The sequence below is a fragment of the Acinetobacter sp. H1(2024) genome, from assembly GCF_046557555.1.
Taxonomy (GTDB): Bacteria; Pseudomonadota; Gammaproteobacteria; order Pseudomonadales; family Moraxellaceae; genus Acinetobacter; species Acinetobacter seifertii.
The window spans coordinates 419,725-434,996 of record NZ_JBKGFO010000001.1 but is presented as its reverse complement, the minus strand read 5'-3'; the positions used below and the strand labels follow the sequence as shown (position 1 = coordinate 434,996).

General features: G+C 36.1%; 15 protein-coding genes. 8 read left to right on the top strand and 7 right to left on the bottom strand.

Going from position 1 to position 15,272, the window contains the following annotated elements:
* Positions 1 to 212: 212 nt before the first annotated feature.
* Both ACLCEG_RS02035 and ACLCEG_RS02030 read right to left on the bottom strand, forming a co-directional pair.
* Entirely contained in the window at positions 213 to 1,586 is a 1,374-nt protein-coding gene (locus ACLCEG_RS02035; protein WP_410565404.1) for an ABC1 kinase family protein, read from the bottom strand.
* Positions 1,587 to 1,819: 233 nt separating this feature from the next.
* Positions 1,820 to 2,122 (bottom strand): hypothetical protein, encoded by a 303-nt coding sequence (locus tag ACLCEG_RS02030; protein WP_348901254.1) that lies wholly within the window; start codon positions 2,120 to 2,122, stop codon positions 1,820 to 1,822.
* A gap of 191 nt (positions 2,123 to 2,313) precedes the next feature.
* Here ACLCEG_RS02030 and ybaK point away from each other — a divergent pair, with 191 nt between their 5' ends.
* The 8 genes from ybaK (at position 2,314) to ACLCEG_RS01990 (ending at position 10,784) form a co-directional block, all read left to right on the top strand.
* Complete coding sequence (gene ybaK / locus ACLCEG_RS02025; protein WP_410565400.1) at positions 2,314 to 2,778, top strand: Cys-tRNA(Pro) deacylase; 465 nt, start codon at positions 2,314 to 2,316, stop codon at positions 2,776 to 2,778.
* 431 nt (positions 2,779 to 3,209) lie between these two features.
* Positions 3,210 to 5,357 (top strand): bifunctional mannitol-1-phosphate dehydrogenase/phosphatase, encoded by a 2,148-nt coding sequence (gene mtlD / locus ACLCEG_RS02020; protein WP_410565397.1) that lies wholly within the window; start codon positions 3,210 to 3,212, stop codon positions 5,355 to 5,357.
* Positions 5,358 to 5,462: 105 nt separating this feature from the next.
* Positions 5,463 to 6,089, top strand: a complete 627-nt coding sequence (locus ACLCEG_RS02015) for a 2'-5' RNA ligase family protein (protein ID WP_410565394.1) — start codon at positions 5,463 to 5,465, stop codon at positions 6,087 to 6,089.
* Entirely contained in the window at positions 6,077 to 6,595 is a 519-nt protein-coding gene (cobU, locus tag ACLCEG_RS02010) for a bifunctional adenosylcobinamide kinase/adenosylcobinamide-phosphate guanylyltransferase (RefSeq protein ID WP_174724928.1), read from the top strand. The genes ACLCEG_RS02015 and cobU overlap by 13 nt, the downstream gene beginning before the upstream one ends.
* A gap of 1 nt (position 6,596) precedes the next feature.
* On the top strand, positions 6,597 to 7,652 hold the full coding sequence (cobT, locus tag ACLCEG_RS02005; protein WP_410565390.1) for a nicotinate-nucleotide--dimethylbenzimidazole phosphoribosyltransferase: 1,056 nt from the start codon (positions 6,597 to 6,599) through the stop codon (positions 7,650 to 7,652).
* The gene (locus ACLCEG_RS02000; protein WP_410565387.1) at positions 7,645 to 8,247 is read left to right on the top strand and encodes a histidine phosphatase family protein; all 603 of its coding nucleotides are present in this window, start codon (positions 7,645 to 7,647) and stop codon (positions 8,245 to 8,247) included. The genes cobT and ACLCEG_RS02000 overlap by 8 nt, the downstream gene beginning before the upstream one ends.
* A 121-nt stretch (positions 8,248 to 8,368) precedes the next feature.
* Entirely contained in the window at positions 8,369 to 9,934 is a 1,566-nt protein-coding gene (locus ACLCEG_RS01995; protein ID WP_410565384.1) for a histidine-type phosphatase, read from the top strand.
* A 106-nt stretch (positions 9,935 to 10,040) separates the two neighbouring features.
* Positions 10,041 to 10,784: an adenosylcobinamide-GDP ribazoletransferase gene (locus ACLCEG_RS01990; RefSeq protein ID WP_410565381.1), complete on the top strand. Its 744-nt coding sequence runs from the start codon at positions 10,041 to 10,043 to the stop codon at positions 10,782 to 10,784.
* A 74-nt stretch (positions 10,785 to 10,858) separates the two neighbouring features.
* On the opposite strand, the gene ACLCEG_RS01985 is transcribed toward ACLCEG_RS01990, so the two are convergent.
* The 5 genes from ACLCEG_RS01985 to ACLCEG_RS01965 form a co-directional block, all read right to left on the bottom strand.
* The gene (locus ACLCEG_RS01985; RefSeq protein WP_019459045.1) at positions 10,859 to 11,968 is read right to left on the bottom strand and encodes a 3-deoxy-7-phosphoheptulonate synthase; all 1,110 of its coding nucleotides are present in this window, start codon (positions 11,966 to 11,968) and stop codon (positions 10,859 to 10,861) included.
* A gap of 96 nt (positions 11,969 to 12,064) precedes the next feature.
* The gene (locus tag ACLCEG_RS01980) at positions 12,065 to 12,952 is read right to left on the bottom strand and encodes a sulfite exporter TauE/SafE family protein (RefSeq protein WP_019459046.1); all 888 of its coding nucleotides are present in this window, start codon (positions 12,950 to 12,952) and stop codon (positions 12,065 to 12,067) included.
* A 153-nt stretch (positions 12,953 to 13,105) separates the two neighbouring features.
* Positions 13,106 to 13,387: a DUF1634 domain-containing protein gene (locus tag ACLCEG_RS01975; RefSeq protein WP_410565378.1), complete on the bottom strand. Its 282-nt coding sequence runs from the start codon at positions 13,385 to 13,387 to the stop codon at positions 13,106 to 13,108.
* Positions 13,384 to 14,940, bottom strand: coding sequence for a PepSY-associated TM helix domain-containing protein (locus tag ACLCEG_RS01970; protein ID WP_410565375.1), 1,557 nt, complete (start codon positions 14,938 to 14,940; stop codon positions 13,384 to 13,386). The genes ACLCEG_RS01975 and ACLCEG_RS01970 overlap by 4 nt, the downstream gene beginning before the upstream one ends.
* Positions 14,933 to 15,232 (bottom strand): hypothetical protein, encoded by a 300-nt coding sequence (locus tag ACLCEG_RS01965; protein WP_410565372.1) that lies wholly within the window; start codon positions 15,230 to 15,232, stop codon positions 14,933 to 14,935. Before ACLCEG_RS01965 ends, ACLCEG_RS01970 begins: the two co-directional genes overlap by 8 nt.
* Between the last annotated feature and the right edge of the window lie 40 nt (positions 15,233 to 15,272).

Below are 15,272 nucleotides of genomic sequence, written 5' to 3'. Positions count from 1 at the left end.
TGTCCTAACACATAGTTATTGTTTTATGCTGACACGCAGTATAAGAAAAAACTATGTCGTTACTGACATTCAAAAAAAGAGTAGATAAATGGTAAAAATAAAATAGACTTGATTTTATGCTTTTGATTTTATAAATAAAAATTAGTTCTTAAAAATAATAATTTTGTTTGCATTGACTAGAATGACATTGAGCCATTCTAGTCTTGATCAAATTATGCAAAGTTACGAATCATACGACGTACATTTGTCTTGGCATCAATAACAGTCATAAATGTATATGCGCCAATAAACTTACGGCTAATAAACATAAACTCTTTTGGAGGGACTGAGAAATATCGGGATGCCATTGATTTACTTGCTTGTTGCATAACACGGCTATGTAACTGGCTTTTTTTCCAGTCATAACGTTCATGTTCATCCATCAGGCCGGTTGGCATATCTGGATTATTTGCAGGGGTGCTGAATGCTTCGGTCGCAAGTAAAAAGACATCTGCCATGCCGGGTTTAATACTTTCAGGCATTGCATCGAAAAACTCATATCCAGTCATTGCTTGGACCATTGCATGTTTATCATGCTGATAACCCGCTTGTATGAGATTACGTGCAACTGAGAGTAAGTGTTCATCGAACTGACGAATCGCGCCGAAGTCTAATAGTACGATTTTGTCCTGAACATCTTGGCCATTACCTAAACGAACTAGGTAGTTACCAAAATTAGGGTCAGTTTGCATTTCGCCCCATTCAAAAATCTCACGAACAGCAATCTCTAATGATGCTTCACCAAGTTGATTACGACGTTCTTGTGGAAGAGAAAGCATAACAGGACTATTAATAGGTACGCCGCGTTCGAATGTCATACACAGGACTTGATCTGTGCAGTAGTCATCTACAATTGTAGGGACAATATAGCGTTCATCATCTTTTAAGCGCTCACCAAAGCGGCGAGTGGTTGCTGCTTCTACATCATAATTGACTTCACGATGCATCATTTCACGTACTTCATCAAACCACTGATCAAACTCACGTGTCTGAGGAACCATACGTGTAAGCTTAAGCATGTTTTTAAATAAACTCATGTCTGAGTCAATTGCACTTGCCACGCCAGGGTATTGAATTTTTAAAACTAACTCTAAGCCATCTGATTTACGGATTGCGCGATGAACTTGTGCAAGAGACGCTGTACCAATAGGTTCATGATCAATGGTTAAATCGTTTAACTTAGAACCAAGTTGTTCTTGTAAATGTGGCTTAATCGCAGGCCAGTCTAAAGCAACCGTTTGGTTGTTTAAGGTATTTAACGCCTGAGTAATTTCTTCTGGTAAAAAATGTTCACCATAAAGAGCCATCATTTGGCCAATCTTAACAATAGAACCTTTAAGTTTGCCAATTTCAGAAACAAGATAATTAGCTTGTTCGCTCATTGCTTTTTTACGCTTCTTCTCTTTTTCTTCTTCACTAGAAAAGAGGGTAGAGGCACTTGCAGTAGCCCAACGTGTTCCTGCCAGTAAAGAAGCTTTCGCGATTGATAAGCGTCGATCCATGGAAGAAGTTTTTAAACTCTTAAGCTTATCGTTCTGATTTGACATGAAAATAGAATCCTATGCGCATCATGCAGCCAAACGCTGGTGATCTAAAATTGTAACGAATATTACATGTTTTGAACGTATTAAAATAGTTCCCTCAGACTGAATGGTGAGTTGAAAGTATCATTTTATATCTTAATTTTCTAAAATAGCCTAAGCAACATAATAAAAATTAAAATACAATCTCTTCAGAAAAAGGTACTAGATTAAAAAGTCATTAAATATTAATCATTAACTTACATTTTAAACTGAATTTTTAATTCAGCTTTTTGCATTAAGTGGACACGATTAGCTTGAATATGTTGAATAACCATTTGCTTGACAGAATCATGCATAAAACCAAGTGCATGGGCCTTTACAATAATGATGCTCGGTAGTGTATAGAAAAAATACTTAACATCCTCAAAAGTGGCATTATTAAAAATGCCTTGTTCGATTAAGGTCTGCTGTAAAAATTGCTTTTCATTTAATACATGATCTGAAGATTCATCCCAAAAACGGTGACGCATTGCCATCAGATTATTGTGTTTGTAACTCATAAATTTGCCAGTTCAGACTTTAAATCTCAATTAAATATATTGGAGTCATCCACTCAATATCAAGTTCAGATTGTTTTTTGTTCAGTGTCTGTTTGATTTTTCATGTAAATGATGTAAATAGCCTAAGTAAATTTTAAACTTTTCACTAAAATAAATATAATCAATACCATTTCATTAAAATCTAAAATCCTATGACACCTGCATGTAAACTGTTAAAAAGTAATAAAATCGAATTTTCAATTCATGAATATGAGCATGATGCAAATGCTAAAAGTTTCGGTTTAGAAGCTGCCGAAAAATTAAATCTTGATGTAAATGAAGTTTTTAAAACGCTACTGGTAACTGATGAAAAAAATTATTTTGTCGCAATTATACCTGTTAATCATCAACTCAATTTAAAAAAGGTGGCTACGGCGGTTGGCTGTAAAAAACTACAAATGGCAAATCCAAAAGATGCAGAACGTTTAACAGGGTACTTAGTGGGTGGAATTAGTCCATTAGGACAAAAGAAACGTTTAAAAACTGTGATAGATGCTTCTGCACAAGAGCTTGGCAAAATTTATGTAAGTGGGGGAAAAAGAGGATTAGATATTGGTCTAAATCCGAATGATCTGGCGCAAATATTGACGGCGCAATTTGTAGATATTCTTGATTGATTAAAATAAGGGCAATATCAAATTGACTTATTAAATGAAAATGATTATCATTATTGTATGGAGTTTGGTTCTACCAGAAAATAACAAGAGTTAGATAAATTTCTGGTATTGGTAGACCTGCAAGACATAATAAAAACAATGCAGGTTTGTTTAGCAGTAAATGGACCTAAGAAAAATAAACATGATCAGCGCAATAAAAAGAACAAGTAAAGATAGCAAGTAAGGATAGCTTGCTATCTTTGCATTAGAACTCGGTTTCAGAATTATTTTCATTATTCAACCTTTTAGAGTTTTTAAGTTCTCTCAGTAACAGATTACTTATATTTTTGATTAAAAAATAACCAGTAATGTTTCATTTATTATCATCCTGCCTTTTTAATCAATTTTTTGTATAACCTGAATAAAACATGATCAAAAAAAGAGGTAAAAACGTGCTTATTTTTCATGGAAAACCTGTTCATGGAGCTATCTTTGATATGGATGGGACAATGTTTGACACTGAGCGCTTACGGTTTCAAACATTGCAACAAGCATCTCAAGAGCTGATTGGGCAGGAGTTTTCACACGAATATTTAATGCAATGTTTGGGTTTAAGTGCGACAACAGCAGAAAAACTAGCACAACGTTTATATGGGGTAGATGTTCCGTATAAAGAAATAAGAAAAAGAGCTGATGAGATGGAGCTTGAGCATATTCGTAAACATGGCGTGCCTATTAAAAAGGGATTAGTTCAAGTTCTTGAACGTTTAAGAAAATCTGGTTTAAGAATGGCCGTAGCCACTTCAAGTCGTAGAGCAATTGCCGAAGAATATTTAATAAATGCCAACGTTTATAAGTTCTTTGATGTGATTACTTGTGGTGATGAAGTGGAACAGGGAAAACCTCATCCCGAAATATTTTTAAAAGCAGCAAGCCAACTTAATTTAAACACTAAGCAATGTTTAATGTTTGAAGATTCTGAAAATGGTTTAACCTCAGCTTACACATCTGAGGGTCTAACGATTTTATTAAAGGATATTAAAGAGCCAAATGATGAAATGCTCGAAAAAGCAGATTTTTATTACGATCAGATGTATGACTTTTTAAGCGATCTTGACCAGTTTATTCCTATTATGGATATGCCGGAAATACAAGAACCTTTTCCACAGAGCCTGAATCAACTTACGGTTGGTATACATGGCTTCGGTGCTATTGGTGGGGGGTATATAGCTCAAATATTGTCACATTGGGATGGATATACAAAACCAAGAAAAATAATTGCTTCAACTCGTAACAGTCTTTTTCGCGAGGCCGTAAATGCGTTTGGAACCTATAGTATTCGCTATGGACAATTTTCTTATGATGAACGTATTGAGAATATGACGATTGTTGACTCGGACAATGAGCAACAAATGTTAGAGATGTATACTCATTCAAGTTTGATTGCACTTTGTTTGCCAGAGCAAGCCATTGAAGCTGAATCAAAAATGATAGCCAAAGGACTATACGCCCGTTTTAACTCGCCACTTGAAACATGTATAGAACCGCTAACTTTTTTAATTATTTTAAATAAAGTGGGTGCTAAATATTTAGTGATGAAGTATCTTCGTGAAGCTCTATTAGAGTTAACGAATGATGAGGATGTGACTGAGCATATTTTAAAAGAGCATTACTTTTGTGACACTGTAGTAAACCGAATGGTTTCAAAACTTTCTAATCAGAATTTATATCGTCAACTTCGTATTAAGCATAATTTCCTTGAACAGCATTTAGAAGATGTTGAACAAGAAGATCAAATTGAAATTGAAGACTGCAATAAACTGACTACAGATCAGCAAAACAATGCCTCGGTTTATGTTGAAAATATGCGTCGTAATTTCCAACCTGGTCATATCTTACAAAGTATGGATTTAATCTTATTCCACAGTGAAACGGATATGCCAATTTATGTTGAAAAAGGCAGTCCTTTACTCGAAAAGCTACGTCAGGTTGTATTGGTTGAACAAATTACAGATATTCAACTGATTAAAAACCGCCTATGGAACGGCGTGCATGCGATGCTTGCTTGGTATGCATCTTTAATGGGTTATGAATCTATTGGGATTGCTATGGGGGATCATTCAGTAAAAGCATTTGCGGAAAACTTAATTACAGAAGTAAAACAGGGGCTTGCAATTGTATTGCCTAACTATGCAAAAGATCTGAACCGAATGGCTCAAAGTTTTCTAGACTCTTGTGAATACGCATTTAAAGATCCGTGTCAACGAGTAGCTCGAGATCCATTACGCAAACTCAACCATAATGAACGTGTCATGGCATCAATTGAAATGAACATAGGTCATGATTTACCTTATAAAAATTTATTAAAAGGTACTGCTCTAGGTTATGCGTATGCGATTCAATTTTTAGAAATTGATGATAATGCTGCTATTCAGCATCTACAGCAACAAATTCTAAAATTAGATCTGAATATGACTCAGAAAAGACAGCTTGAAGTTGATTTGGTCCAACACATTCAATATTTGTTTTCTGAACAAGACCAACAGCTTGTGGATATGAAAACTAACAAAGCCAGAACGACAGCTACCCAATATGTTTGAAGGCATTTGATTATTTAACACTCTACAATTGAAAGGCAAACATGTTTTAATACAAAACTTAAGTGACTTTGAATTAAAACTGTGCTGCTAAAACCTACGACGTTCATGGTGCCAACGACTATACGGGATTATCCGGAATGGCACCTAGGACGTCAAAATTATGCTTTATGGTATCTAGAGATTAATGATCAGAAATTAGTTGATTATCTATATGTCTTACGTACACATTTTTCAGAATTTTTATTAGAATCGAATAACCGTCAATATCATGTCACATTATTTATATGTGGATTTTTAACCCATGAACCTCGTGTTTATAGTGATGACTTTAGTTTCCATAATTTCTCAAAACAAAGAGAAATTTTAAAAAAAGAAAATATTTCACCATTTCGATTAAAAATTGGTTCAGTTGATAGTTTTAGTAGTGCTTTATTTGTAGAAATCCAAGATACCGATAATGTTTTATCTCACATACGTCAAAAATTAGGCATAGTTTCTAATGAAATTGCTGCTTTAGATTACTATCCTCATATCACGTTAGGCTTATATAAAAACATCTATAGTAGTGATTTGATTTTACAAAAAATTTCTCAATTCCCTGTACAATACAAAAACGCTGAATTTGAACTGAAAGTTGAGCATTTAACGTTTGGTTTTTATGAAGCTCAAACTTTACAAGGTAAGCTGTTTTCGTATCAGCATTTGTTTTTAGGTGATTCATGTTGCAACTGATTTTGGGGGGTGCCCGCTCTGGCAAAAGTCGACTCGCTGAACAAACGGCAATATCTACACAATTACCTGTGACTTATGTGGCGACAGCGCAAGCGCTTGATCCAGAAATGCAAAGTCGAATTGCACATCATCAAAATCAGCGTCCTGCACATTGGTCCTTAATTGAAGAACCATTATTTTTAGCAAATGCTCTGAAAAAAATTGATCAACCTAATCAAATTATTTTGGTAGATTGTTTAACTCTTTGGTTAACCAATTTGTTACTTTTAGAAGATCAAAGTGTTCAACAATTTGAGTGTGAGCAACTATTAAAAGTTTTACCTACACTTGAGTCGGAAATTATTTTAGTAAGTAATGAAACAGGGCTTGGTGTTGTGCCACTCGGCGAGATTAGTCGCCGTTTTGTCGATGAATCAGGAAGATTACATCAAGCGTTAGGGCAAATTGCAGATAAAGTTGTGTTTTGTGTGGCTGGTTTTCCAATGATTTTAAAAGGTGAGAAGTAAAATGAACTGGTGGTTAGAATCTGTAAAGCAACCTAATCTGGACGCAAAGCAACAAGCTGAACAACATCAACTCCAGCTCACTAAACCTACAGGTGCTTTAGGTGATTTAGAGCAGATTGCAATTACACTTGCTAGTTTACAATCAAATGCACATCCTCATGTTAACCATCCATGGATCACAATTTTTGCAGGCGATCATGGCGTGGTTGAAGAAAATATCTCTGCATATCCTCAAGCTGTTACCCGTCAAATGTTGCAAAACTTCACGACGGGTGGCGCAGCAATTAGTGTACTTGCTAAATATCATGAAGCTCATTTACAAGTGATTGACTGTGGCACAGTGGGCGAAGCATATGAATACTCAGGTGTTGAACGTCACTGTATTCGTGCTGGGACTGCAAATTTTGCTAAACAAGCCGCAATGAATGCTGATGAATGCCGTGCTGCGCTAGAGTTAGGAAAAAATAGTGTAGATACTGCAAAAGCCGACGGCGCAGATATTTATATTGCAGGTGAAATGGGGATCGGGAATACCTGTTCTGCTTCTGCCTTAGCTTGTCTTTTATTAAATGATACTGCCGAGCAATTGACTGGGGTGGGTACAGGAATAGGTGCCGATCAGTTAAGACATAAAATTGAAGTCATTGAGAAAGCTATAGAACTTCATCATAAACATGTCGTTGGTGATGTCTTCAAAACATTATGCGCCGTCGGTGGTTTGGAAATTGCCGCAATTACCGGTGCTTATATTCGATGCGCACAAGTAGGTTTACCTATTATTGTGGATGGTTTTATTAGTTCTGTAGCCGCTTTATGCGCTGTGCGGATGAACCCTAAAGTACGTGACTGGATGTTGTTCGGTCATCAATCGGCTGAATACGGCCACCAACGTATTTTACAGGAACTCAATGCTGACCCGATTTTAAAGATGAACTTGCGTTTAGGTGAAGGTAGTGGTGCTGGTGCTGCATTGGCATTAGTTAAAATGGCATGTGTATTACATAATCAAATGGCTACCTTTGCCCAAGCTGCTGTAAGCGGGGATAAAATTGGGTAAATTTAGAATCGATTTACTCAGACATGGCGAAAGTCAGTATAGCCATACTCTACGTGGGCATTTGGATGATGAGTTAACCGCAAAAGGTTGGCAGCAAATGCAGTCAACCATTGAGCAAGTTACAGACCAGACATGGGATGTCATTGTAAGTTCATCCTTAAAACGATGTGCTTGTTTTGCTGAGCAACTTGCAAAGACAACTCAGCTGCCTTTACTTCTAAATCATGACTTAAAGGAAATGTATTTTGGTGAGTGGGAAGGTGTATCAACTCAGCAAATTTATGAAACTTCACCTGAATTACTGGCAAACTTTTGGCAAAAACCAAGTCAATATTGTCCACCTCGCGCAGAAACATTAATGCAGTTTCAAGAGAGGGTTTTAAGTGGTTTTCAAGATTTACTCGTAGATATGCAAAACCAAAATTGGCAACATGCATTGGTTGTTACACATGGTGGTGTGATTAAGCTATTGGCTTGTTTGGCTGGGCGACAACCTTTAGATGACTTACTCAAAATGCCGGCAGAACTTGGGAAGTTATATTCTTTAGAGTTTTCTCAAACAGATGGTCAATTAACTTTCATGTTGAGAGAGTAGTTTTATATTTTTATACACTTGTAAGTTATTATTTTTATAAAGATATTTAAAATCATGTAATCTTACTGTCATTGCTAAAAATTAAGCTATTACTATTCCTTATTAATAGCCTATTTGACTTATGAATATTTTATTTAAAATGACGTTGCTTGCCACAACCATATTGCTTGTAGCCTGTAATAATAATGATGAGCAAGAAGTTCAGACTACACCTACAAACTCATCGAAATATTATCAAACAAAAACACCTTACCAACCTCAACAAAACTTAAAAAGCTATGAACAAGTGCCGACTGGGTTCCAGCCAGTTTTTACTGAGTTAGTGGCACGTCACGGTTCGAGAGGTTTATCAAGTCTGAAATATGATTTGGCACTTTATAATTTATGGAAACAGGCAAAAGCAGAAAATGCCTTAACACCATTAGGTGAGCAATTAGGTGCTGATTTAGAAGCCATGATGAAGGCTAATATCTTATTAGGTTATGGCGTGGAAGGGATCCGCCAGTATGGTTATGGGAATGAAACCATGACTGGTATTTTAGAACACCGCGGCATTGCCGATCGTTTATTACAACGCTTACCAACTCTTTTAAACTCGCAAGCATCTATATTGGTACAAAGTTCTGGAGTGGATCGTGCGGTAGATAGTGCAAAATTCTTCACTGCTGAGCTCATTAAACAACAACCCCAGCTTAAAGATAAAATTGTTCCTGTGACTTATACCAATTTATCGAGTTCAAGCGTTCCTAGTCTTGTCGATGGTGGCGTTGATCGTTTTAAACTTTATTTTCATAGCCTAAATGCGACTGAAGATTTGACTCAGCCATTGAGTGCTAGCCAACAAAAAATTTATGATGCGAGTCAGGCTTATCAAGATTTCGAAGCAAATAATAAAGATTTAGCCCAAAAGTTGAGCGAGTTATCAAAAAATAGTCAGGCAGAAAAAATTGCCCAGATTGTAATCACTCCGATTTTTAAAGCAGACTTTATTAAAAAACTCGGTACAACAGGTTATAGCTTTAGCAATAATGGATCTTTTACAGTAACTTCGCCGAAAGGTGAGCAAATTACAGAAAAAGGTAAAGGCAAAAATACGATTGCTAGTGCAGTAGATGCAGCAGCTTATATTTATGAGCTTTATTCAATTTCTGGTGGTATGAAAGATGAGTTGAAAGGTGTTGATTTTGATAAATATATGCCTTTAGATGCTGCAAAATTTTATGCTGAATTTAATGATGCCAATGATTTTTATGAAAAAGGCCCAAGTTTCGCAGAGTCAAACCAAGTTACAAGTGAAATTGCGCAAGGGCTTAAACAAGATTTATTTCAACAAGTTGATGCGGTTGTAAATAAAGCCCAACCATATAAGGCAGTTTTACGCTTTGCCCATGCTGAAATTATTATTCCTTTGGCAACTAGCTTAGATTTGCATAATATGATGCAGTCTTTACCACTACGCCAGACTTATAACTATTCAACAAGCACATGGCGTGGTGAAGTGGTTTCACCTATGGCAGCCAATGTACAGTGGGACGTTTACCAAAATAGCCAAGGCTCGACTTTGGTAAAAATGCTTTATAACGAAAAAGAAACTTTGTTCAAATCTGCATGTAACTATGCACGTTATACACCAACTAGTTTTTATTACGACTACATCAAACTGAAACAATGCTATCAAATGCAATAGATTTTCAGTTTTTGAAGTCTTTAATGGGAATAGGGATTGCTATTCCCATTTTTATTTCTTCATAATTCAATTTGTTTTTAAATATAGATCAGTTAGAGACTTGGATATGACACCTTTTTGGATTGCATTGCAATTTTTAACTGTTCTGCCTATTGAGCTAAAAACAATGCCAACGGCGCAACAAAATGGTCGAGCTATTTTGTTTTATCCACTGGTTGGGCTGATTATCGGTGGCATACTTTTTATTTTCACCTGTCTTTTGGCTAAACTCCCAATTGTTCTACTTGCCTCAATCATACTCACTTTATGGATTTGGTTGACTGGTGGATTGCATCTAGATGGGTTAGCTGATACTGCCGATGCGTGGGTAGGTGGTTTTGGTGATAAACAACGTACTTTACAAATCATGAAGGACCCAAGTTGCGGTCCAATTGGAGTACTGAGTTTAGTTATCATTTGTTTACTCAAATTTGTACTGATCTATGTGTTGATTGAACAACATCAAACACTATTTTTAATACTCGTACCTATAGTTGGACGCGTTGTACCGTCTATTTTGTTTTTAACTACATCATATGTTCGTGAAAAAGGTTTAGGTCGTTCTTTGACAGATCATTTACCTAAAATTGCTTCATGGATAATAACTGGCTTTGTTCTGCTATTGCCATTGTATTGGGAATTGCAAGGGCTTATCGCGATTATTGGCTTTTTAAGCAGTCTTGTTTATTTAAGACATTTATTTATAAAACGAATAGGTGGTATTACAGGCGATACTGTCGGCGCAGCAATTGAGATTAGTGAAACTGTACTGCTTTTTACTTTTGTGGTGAGTTATTTTTACTTATTTTGATATTAACTTTTGTCCAAGCAAAATAAAAAAGCCCTCAAAAATGAGGGCTTAATTTTCAATCTTAAAAAGATGGATTAACGGTTTGGTAAAACATCTTTTAAAGCTTCATGCATTTCAAGCAATGTCTTTTCCGTAGTTTCCCAATCGATACAGCCATCAGTTACCGATTTACCATATTCAAGGTCACAAAGGTTTTCAGGAATATCTTGACGACCACCTTTTAAATGGCTTTCAACCATAATACCTACGATTGACTTATTACCATCTAAAATTTGTTCAGTAATGTTTTTAAGAACAAGTGGTTGTAAGTACGGATCTTTATTTGAGTTGGCATGACTTGCATCAATCATGATCTTATTGCTAACTTTTGCTTTCGCTAAAGCAGTTTCTGCTTCTGCAACAGAGCCAGCATCGTAGTTTGGCTTACCATTACCACCACGTAATACAACGTGCGCATAAGGGTTACCATTTGTATTAATAATTGAAACCTGACCGTCTTCGTTCAAGCCTAAGAAGCTATGACCATATTTAACAGACTGCATGGCATTGGTTGCAACAGTTAAACCACCATCTGTACCATTTTTAAAACCTACTGGAGATGATAGACCAGAAGACATTTCACGGTGAGTTTGGCTTTCAGTTGTACGCGCACCAATAGCAGACCATGAAATTAAGTCTTGGTAGTATTGTGGCGAGTTAGGATCAAGTGCTTCAGTTGCACAAGGTAAACCTTTTTCATTTAACTCAAGCAAAAGCTTACGACCAATACGTAAACCTTTTTCGATGTTAAATGAGTCATTCATATCTGGATCATTGATTAGACCTTTCCAACCAATTGTCGTACGTGGTTTTTCAAAATAAACACGCATAACCAAATAGAGGGTATCTTTAACCTTTTCGCTTAGTGCTTTTAAGCGATCGGCATATTCGTGAGCAGCTTTAGGATCATGAATAGAGCAAGGACCAATAACGACAAACAAACGCTTATCAGAACCGTCCAAAATATCGCGAATAGTTTCACGGCCTTTTAGAACAGTTTGTGAAGCAACATCAGATAAAGGAAGTTCTGACTTAAGTTCAGCTGGTGTTACAAGAGTTTGGATGCTTTTAATATTAACGTCGTCGATATCTGGCTTTGAAACGGAATTTAAATGTGTAGTCATTGCTGTCACTGGTTCGATCATACTAAAGGTTGTTTTGTGTACTGAATATACCATGAAATAATTATGAAAATACTACATCCCATGGTATTTCAGTTTGGAAAAATCCTATTGATTTTACTATCTTTCAGTCGAGTTGCCTGTTTTTTCAGCAACTTGAGCTTGTTGTTGTACCACAGGTGCTTTCGGTTTTGCTTTGACTGGATGAACCATAAAGTTAACACCAAGGGCAAATAGAGTGATACCTAAAATTTTACGGATTAAACGTTCAGGCATGCGAGAGCTAATTAATGTTCCTACAATAATTGCAGGAATTGAACCTACCAATAACCATGTAAGCAACATAAAGTCGACATTACCTGCACTCATATGTCCAAGACCAGCAACTAGCGTAAGTAATACGGCATGTACAACATCTGATCCAATAATTCGAATCATTGGCAAGTTCGGGAACATAATCACGAGTGCCATAATTCCAAAGGCACCAGCACCAACAGATGATAGTGTTACGAATACACCTAAAATGATGCCCATAATCACAATGTAGGTACGCTTATTTTGAATAGCTAATTGTTCATTTTCACTATGAGCAGTTTCTTTGTTGCGGAATTTACTAAAAAACTTCTCAATACGAGAGCGGAAAATAATAGAAACACCCGTCAAAGTCAGCATAAAGCCTAACACCATGGTTAATACGGCTTTATAGTGGGTAGATTGACTTAAATAGTGCTCAAGTACCCAAGTGGTAATGAAAGAAGCAGGAATACTACCGACTGCGAGCCATAAAACGATAGGCCACACGATATTCAATTTCTTTGCGTGAACCATTGATCCACAGAACTTTGAAATTGCGGCATAAAGTAAATCGGTACCAATTGCGATATGAGGTTCGATTCTAAAAAGGCCAATTAAAATTGGTGTCATTAATGACCCACCACCAACTCCTGTAATCCCTACACAGAAACCAACTAACATACCCGCTAAGATAAATTCAAAAGCACCAGACATCTTTATCGCCACTTATCACGAAACGCAGATATCTTATTCCTTTTAGAGATAAACTTTTGTCATGAATAATGATTTACTTATGCAAAAAAAAGCTAAGCAATGCAAATATTACTTAGTTTGTTTTATTTTTAATCATTATTTTTAATAAAGAGATTACTTTGATGGCTTGAGTGGATTAATTAAAAGTATCAGAGCAAAAGTTAAAGGTGATGCAAATATCCACCAGCTCACAAAACCAATAGATAAGCCATTTTTTTTGATAAGAATAAATCCGCTCAAAACAAACAACAGACAAGCGGATATTCTTAACAATGAGTGAGATTTCTGAGCTAAGGTTTTGAAATAACCAGTTGATTTCGGTGATCGATATTTCTCGCTCGATATGAATAGTAAATACATACCTAGCACAGTCAGGGTAAAAACAATAATCATCATGAATTCACCTCAATATTTAACTTACTCAGTTTCTTTTGAATTTTTTGTGTAGCTTTATGCTGAATAGGTCTAATTTTACAGAATATAAAAAGTGCTAAAGCTGCAAATATCCATAAAAATATGTCTATACGGGCAAACATCCAATAATCACCTAAGCTTTGAATATAATCATATTTGATTAAATAACTTAGATTTAAGATTGGAAGTGCAATACAAAGCAGAATAAAAATACTCAATTGAGTTCGCCACAAATACTGCTTTTTAGTAGTTAATGCAATAATTAGGCTCATGAGCCAGACTAAAAAGAAGCTATAAATTTCATAATTGATTGTAGTTATGGTGACGGTAAACAATCGATTCGCATATAAATAAGCAATGGTTGCACAAGGCCAGCCTACAAATGTGGCAACATTTAAACGGTCAACTAAATAGTGCCCGACATGAAACTTGCTATTTTTATTTTGAAGTTGGCGTTTAAGGCTCCAAAGTAACAAGCCAGACGCAATCATCACACAGCCTAAAATGCCAGAGAAAAACAATCCTAAGCGAAGTAAAGGTTGAGCAAAAGTTGCCATGTGTAAACCATATACTCCCGCATAAAGTGTGGCAACTGCACTATGATTACGTGTATCACTTAAGACTTTGCCAGTTGTAGAATCTAGGATGATTTGCGCTTGATTACGAGTAATGGAGCGGTCTTCTTGCTGAATAAACGTAATTTGAGCCTGATTCGTATTTGGGTTTTTAACACTCATAGTTGCTAAAGTTTGATTTCCCCAATGTTGCTGAACTTGACTTAATAACTTCTCAATGGCTAAGTTTTGAGCAGGTTGAATCGATTGGTTTTCAGATACAGCCTTTGTGCGAATTTCGGTAAAATATTGATATGGATTCTCTGGATAGAGTTTTTGCATTCCCCAAGGTAGATATAAATAAAAGAAAATAGCTAAGCCTGTAAAAGTAATAGTCAAAAAGAAGGGTAATGCAAGTACAGATGACACATTATGAAAATCTAGCCATGAACGCTGAGACTTAAAGGTACGTAAGGTAAAAAAATCGGTAAAGATTTTTTTATGGGTAATGATGCCCGAGACTAAGGCGATCAACATAATAAAAGCTGCTAAAGATACAACTAGCCGTCCAATGAATATCGGAACGCCAAAAAGTTGATAGTGAAAACGATAAAAGAAGTCACCACCTTCGGTTGCCGAAAGTTTTAGTTCTTGACCTGTGTTTGCATCGAGTGTGGCATTGCCATAACCACCGTCAGGTTTTTCCCAATACATGTTGTTAACGGGGCTTTCTGCGGTAGCAACAGTTAAATACCAAGACTTGGCATCTGGAGCGTGTTTTTGTAAATATTGATATGCTGTTTTAACTGCTACATCTTGTTTTATTTCGTACTGTGCAAGTGCTGGTTGCATCCATAAATTAATTTCATGGCGGTAATATGACAAACTTCCCATTAAAAAAATAGCAAATACGAGCCATCCAAAAATTAATCCAGTCCATGAATGTAGCCATGCCATAGATTGGCGTATACCTTTATGCATAACTCACCATCCGTGTCACAAAAAAGAAAAGAAGACATAACGCGATTGATAGCCCAGTCAGTTTCAAAAGTGATTGAATGCAGAAACCTATAATCACGAAAAGTACATAAAACAAAATAGAGATAAATGCTGCCAAATAAATGGCTTCAGGTTTGTCTAGGGTCAAATGAAAAATGCCAGTAAGACCAACACTTAAATAAGCCATACAGGCATAACCCATACCGAAAACGACTAAGAATCGATAGAAAACTTTTATGCGATATGACATAGGGAGATTTAAAGTTTTGGACATTCTTACTGGCACATAAACAAAAATAAGATGAATGCCAACT

What these genes read in the sequence shown, in the direction of transcription:
- ACLCEG_RS02035 (WP_410565404.1), bottom strand. Translation starts at nt 1,586, where the DNA reads ATGTCAAATCAGAACGATAAGCTTAAGAGTTTAAAAACTTCTTCCATG.
- ACLCEG_RS02030 (WP_348901254.1), bottom strand. Translation starts at nt 2,122, where the DNA reads ATGAGTTACAAACACAATAATCTGATGGCAATGCGTCACCGTTTTTGG.
- ybaK (WP_410565400.1), top strand. Translation starts at nt 2,314, where the DNA reads ATGACACCTGCATGTAAACTGTTAAAAAGTAATAAAATCGAATTTTCA.
- ACLCEG_RS02015 (WP_410565394.1), top strand. Translation starts at nt 5,463, where the DNA reads ATGGTGCCAACGACTATACGGGATTATCCGGAATGGCACCTAGGACGT.
- cobU (WP_174724928.1), top strand. Translation starts at nt 6,077, where the DNA reads ATGTTGCAACTGATTTTGGGGGGTGCCCGCTCTGGCAAAAGTCGACTC.
- cobT (WP_410565390.1), top strand. Translation starts at nt 6,597, where the DNA reads ATGAACTGGTGGTTAGAATCTGTAAAGCAACCTAATCTGGACGCAAAG.
- ACLCEG_RS01995 (WP_410565384.1), top strand. Translation starts at nt 8,369, where the DNA reads ATGAATATTTTATTTAAAATGACGTTGCTTGCCACAACCATATTGCTT.
- ACLCEG_RS01990 (WP_410565381.1), top strand. Translation starts at nt 10,041, where the DNA reads ATGACACCTTTTTGGATTGCATTGCAATTTTTAACTGTTCTGCCTATT.
- ACLCEG_RS01985 (WP_019459045.1), bottom strand. Translation starts at nt 11,968, where the DNA reads ATGATCGAACCAGTGACAGCAATGACTACACATTTAAATTCCGTTTCA.
- ACLCEG_RS01980 (WP_019459046.1), bottom strand. Translation starts at nt 12,952, where the DNA reads ATGTCTGGTGCTTTTGAATTTATCTTAGCGGGTATGTTAGTTGGTTTC.
- ACLCEG_RS01975 (WP_410565378.1), bottom strand. Translation starts at nt 13,387, where the DNA reads ATGATGATTATTGTTTTTACCCTGACTGTGCTAGGTATGTATTTACTA.
- ACLCEG_RS01970 (WP_410565375.1), bottom strand. Translation starts at nt 14,940, where the DNA reads ATGCATAAAGGTATACGCCAATCTATGGCATGGCTACATTCATGGACT.
- ACLCEG_RS01965 (WP_410565372.1), bottom strand. Translation starts at nt 15,232, where the DNA reads ATGTCCAAAACTTTAAATCTCCCTATGTCATATCGCATAAAAGTTTTC.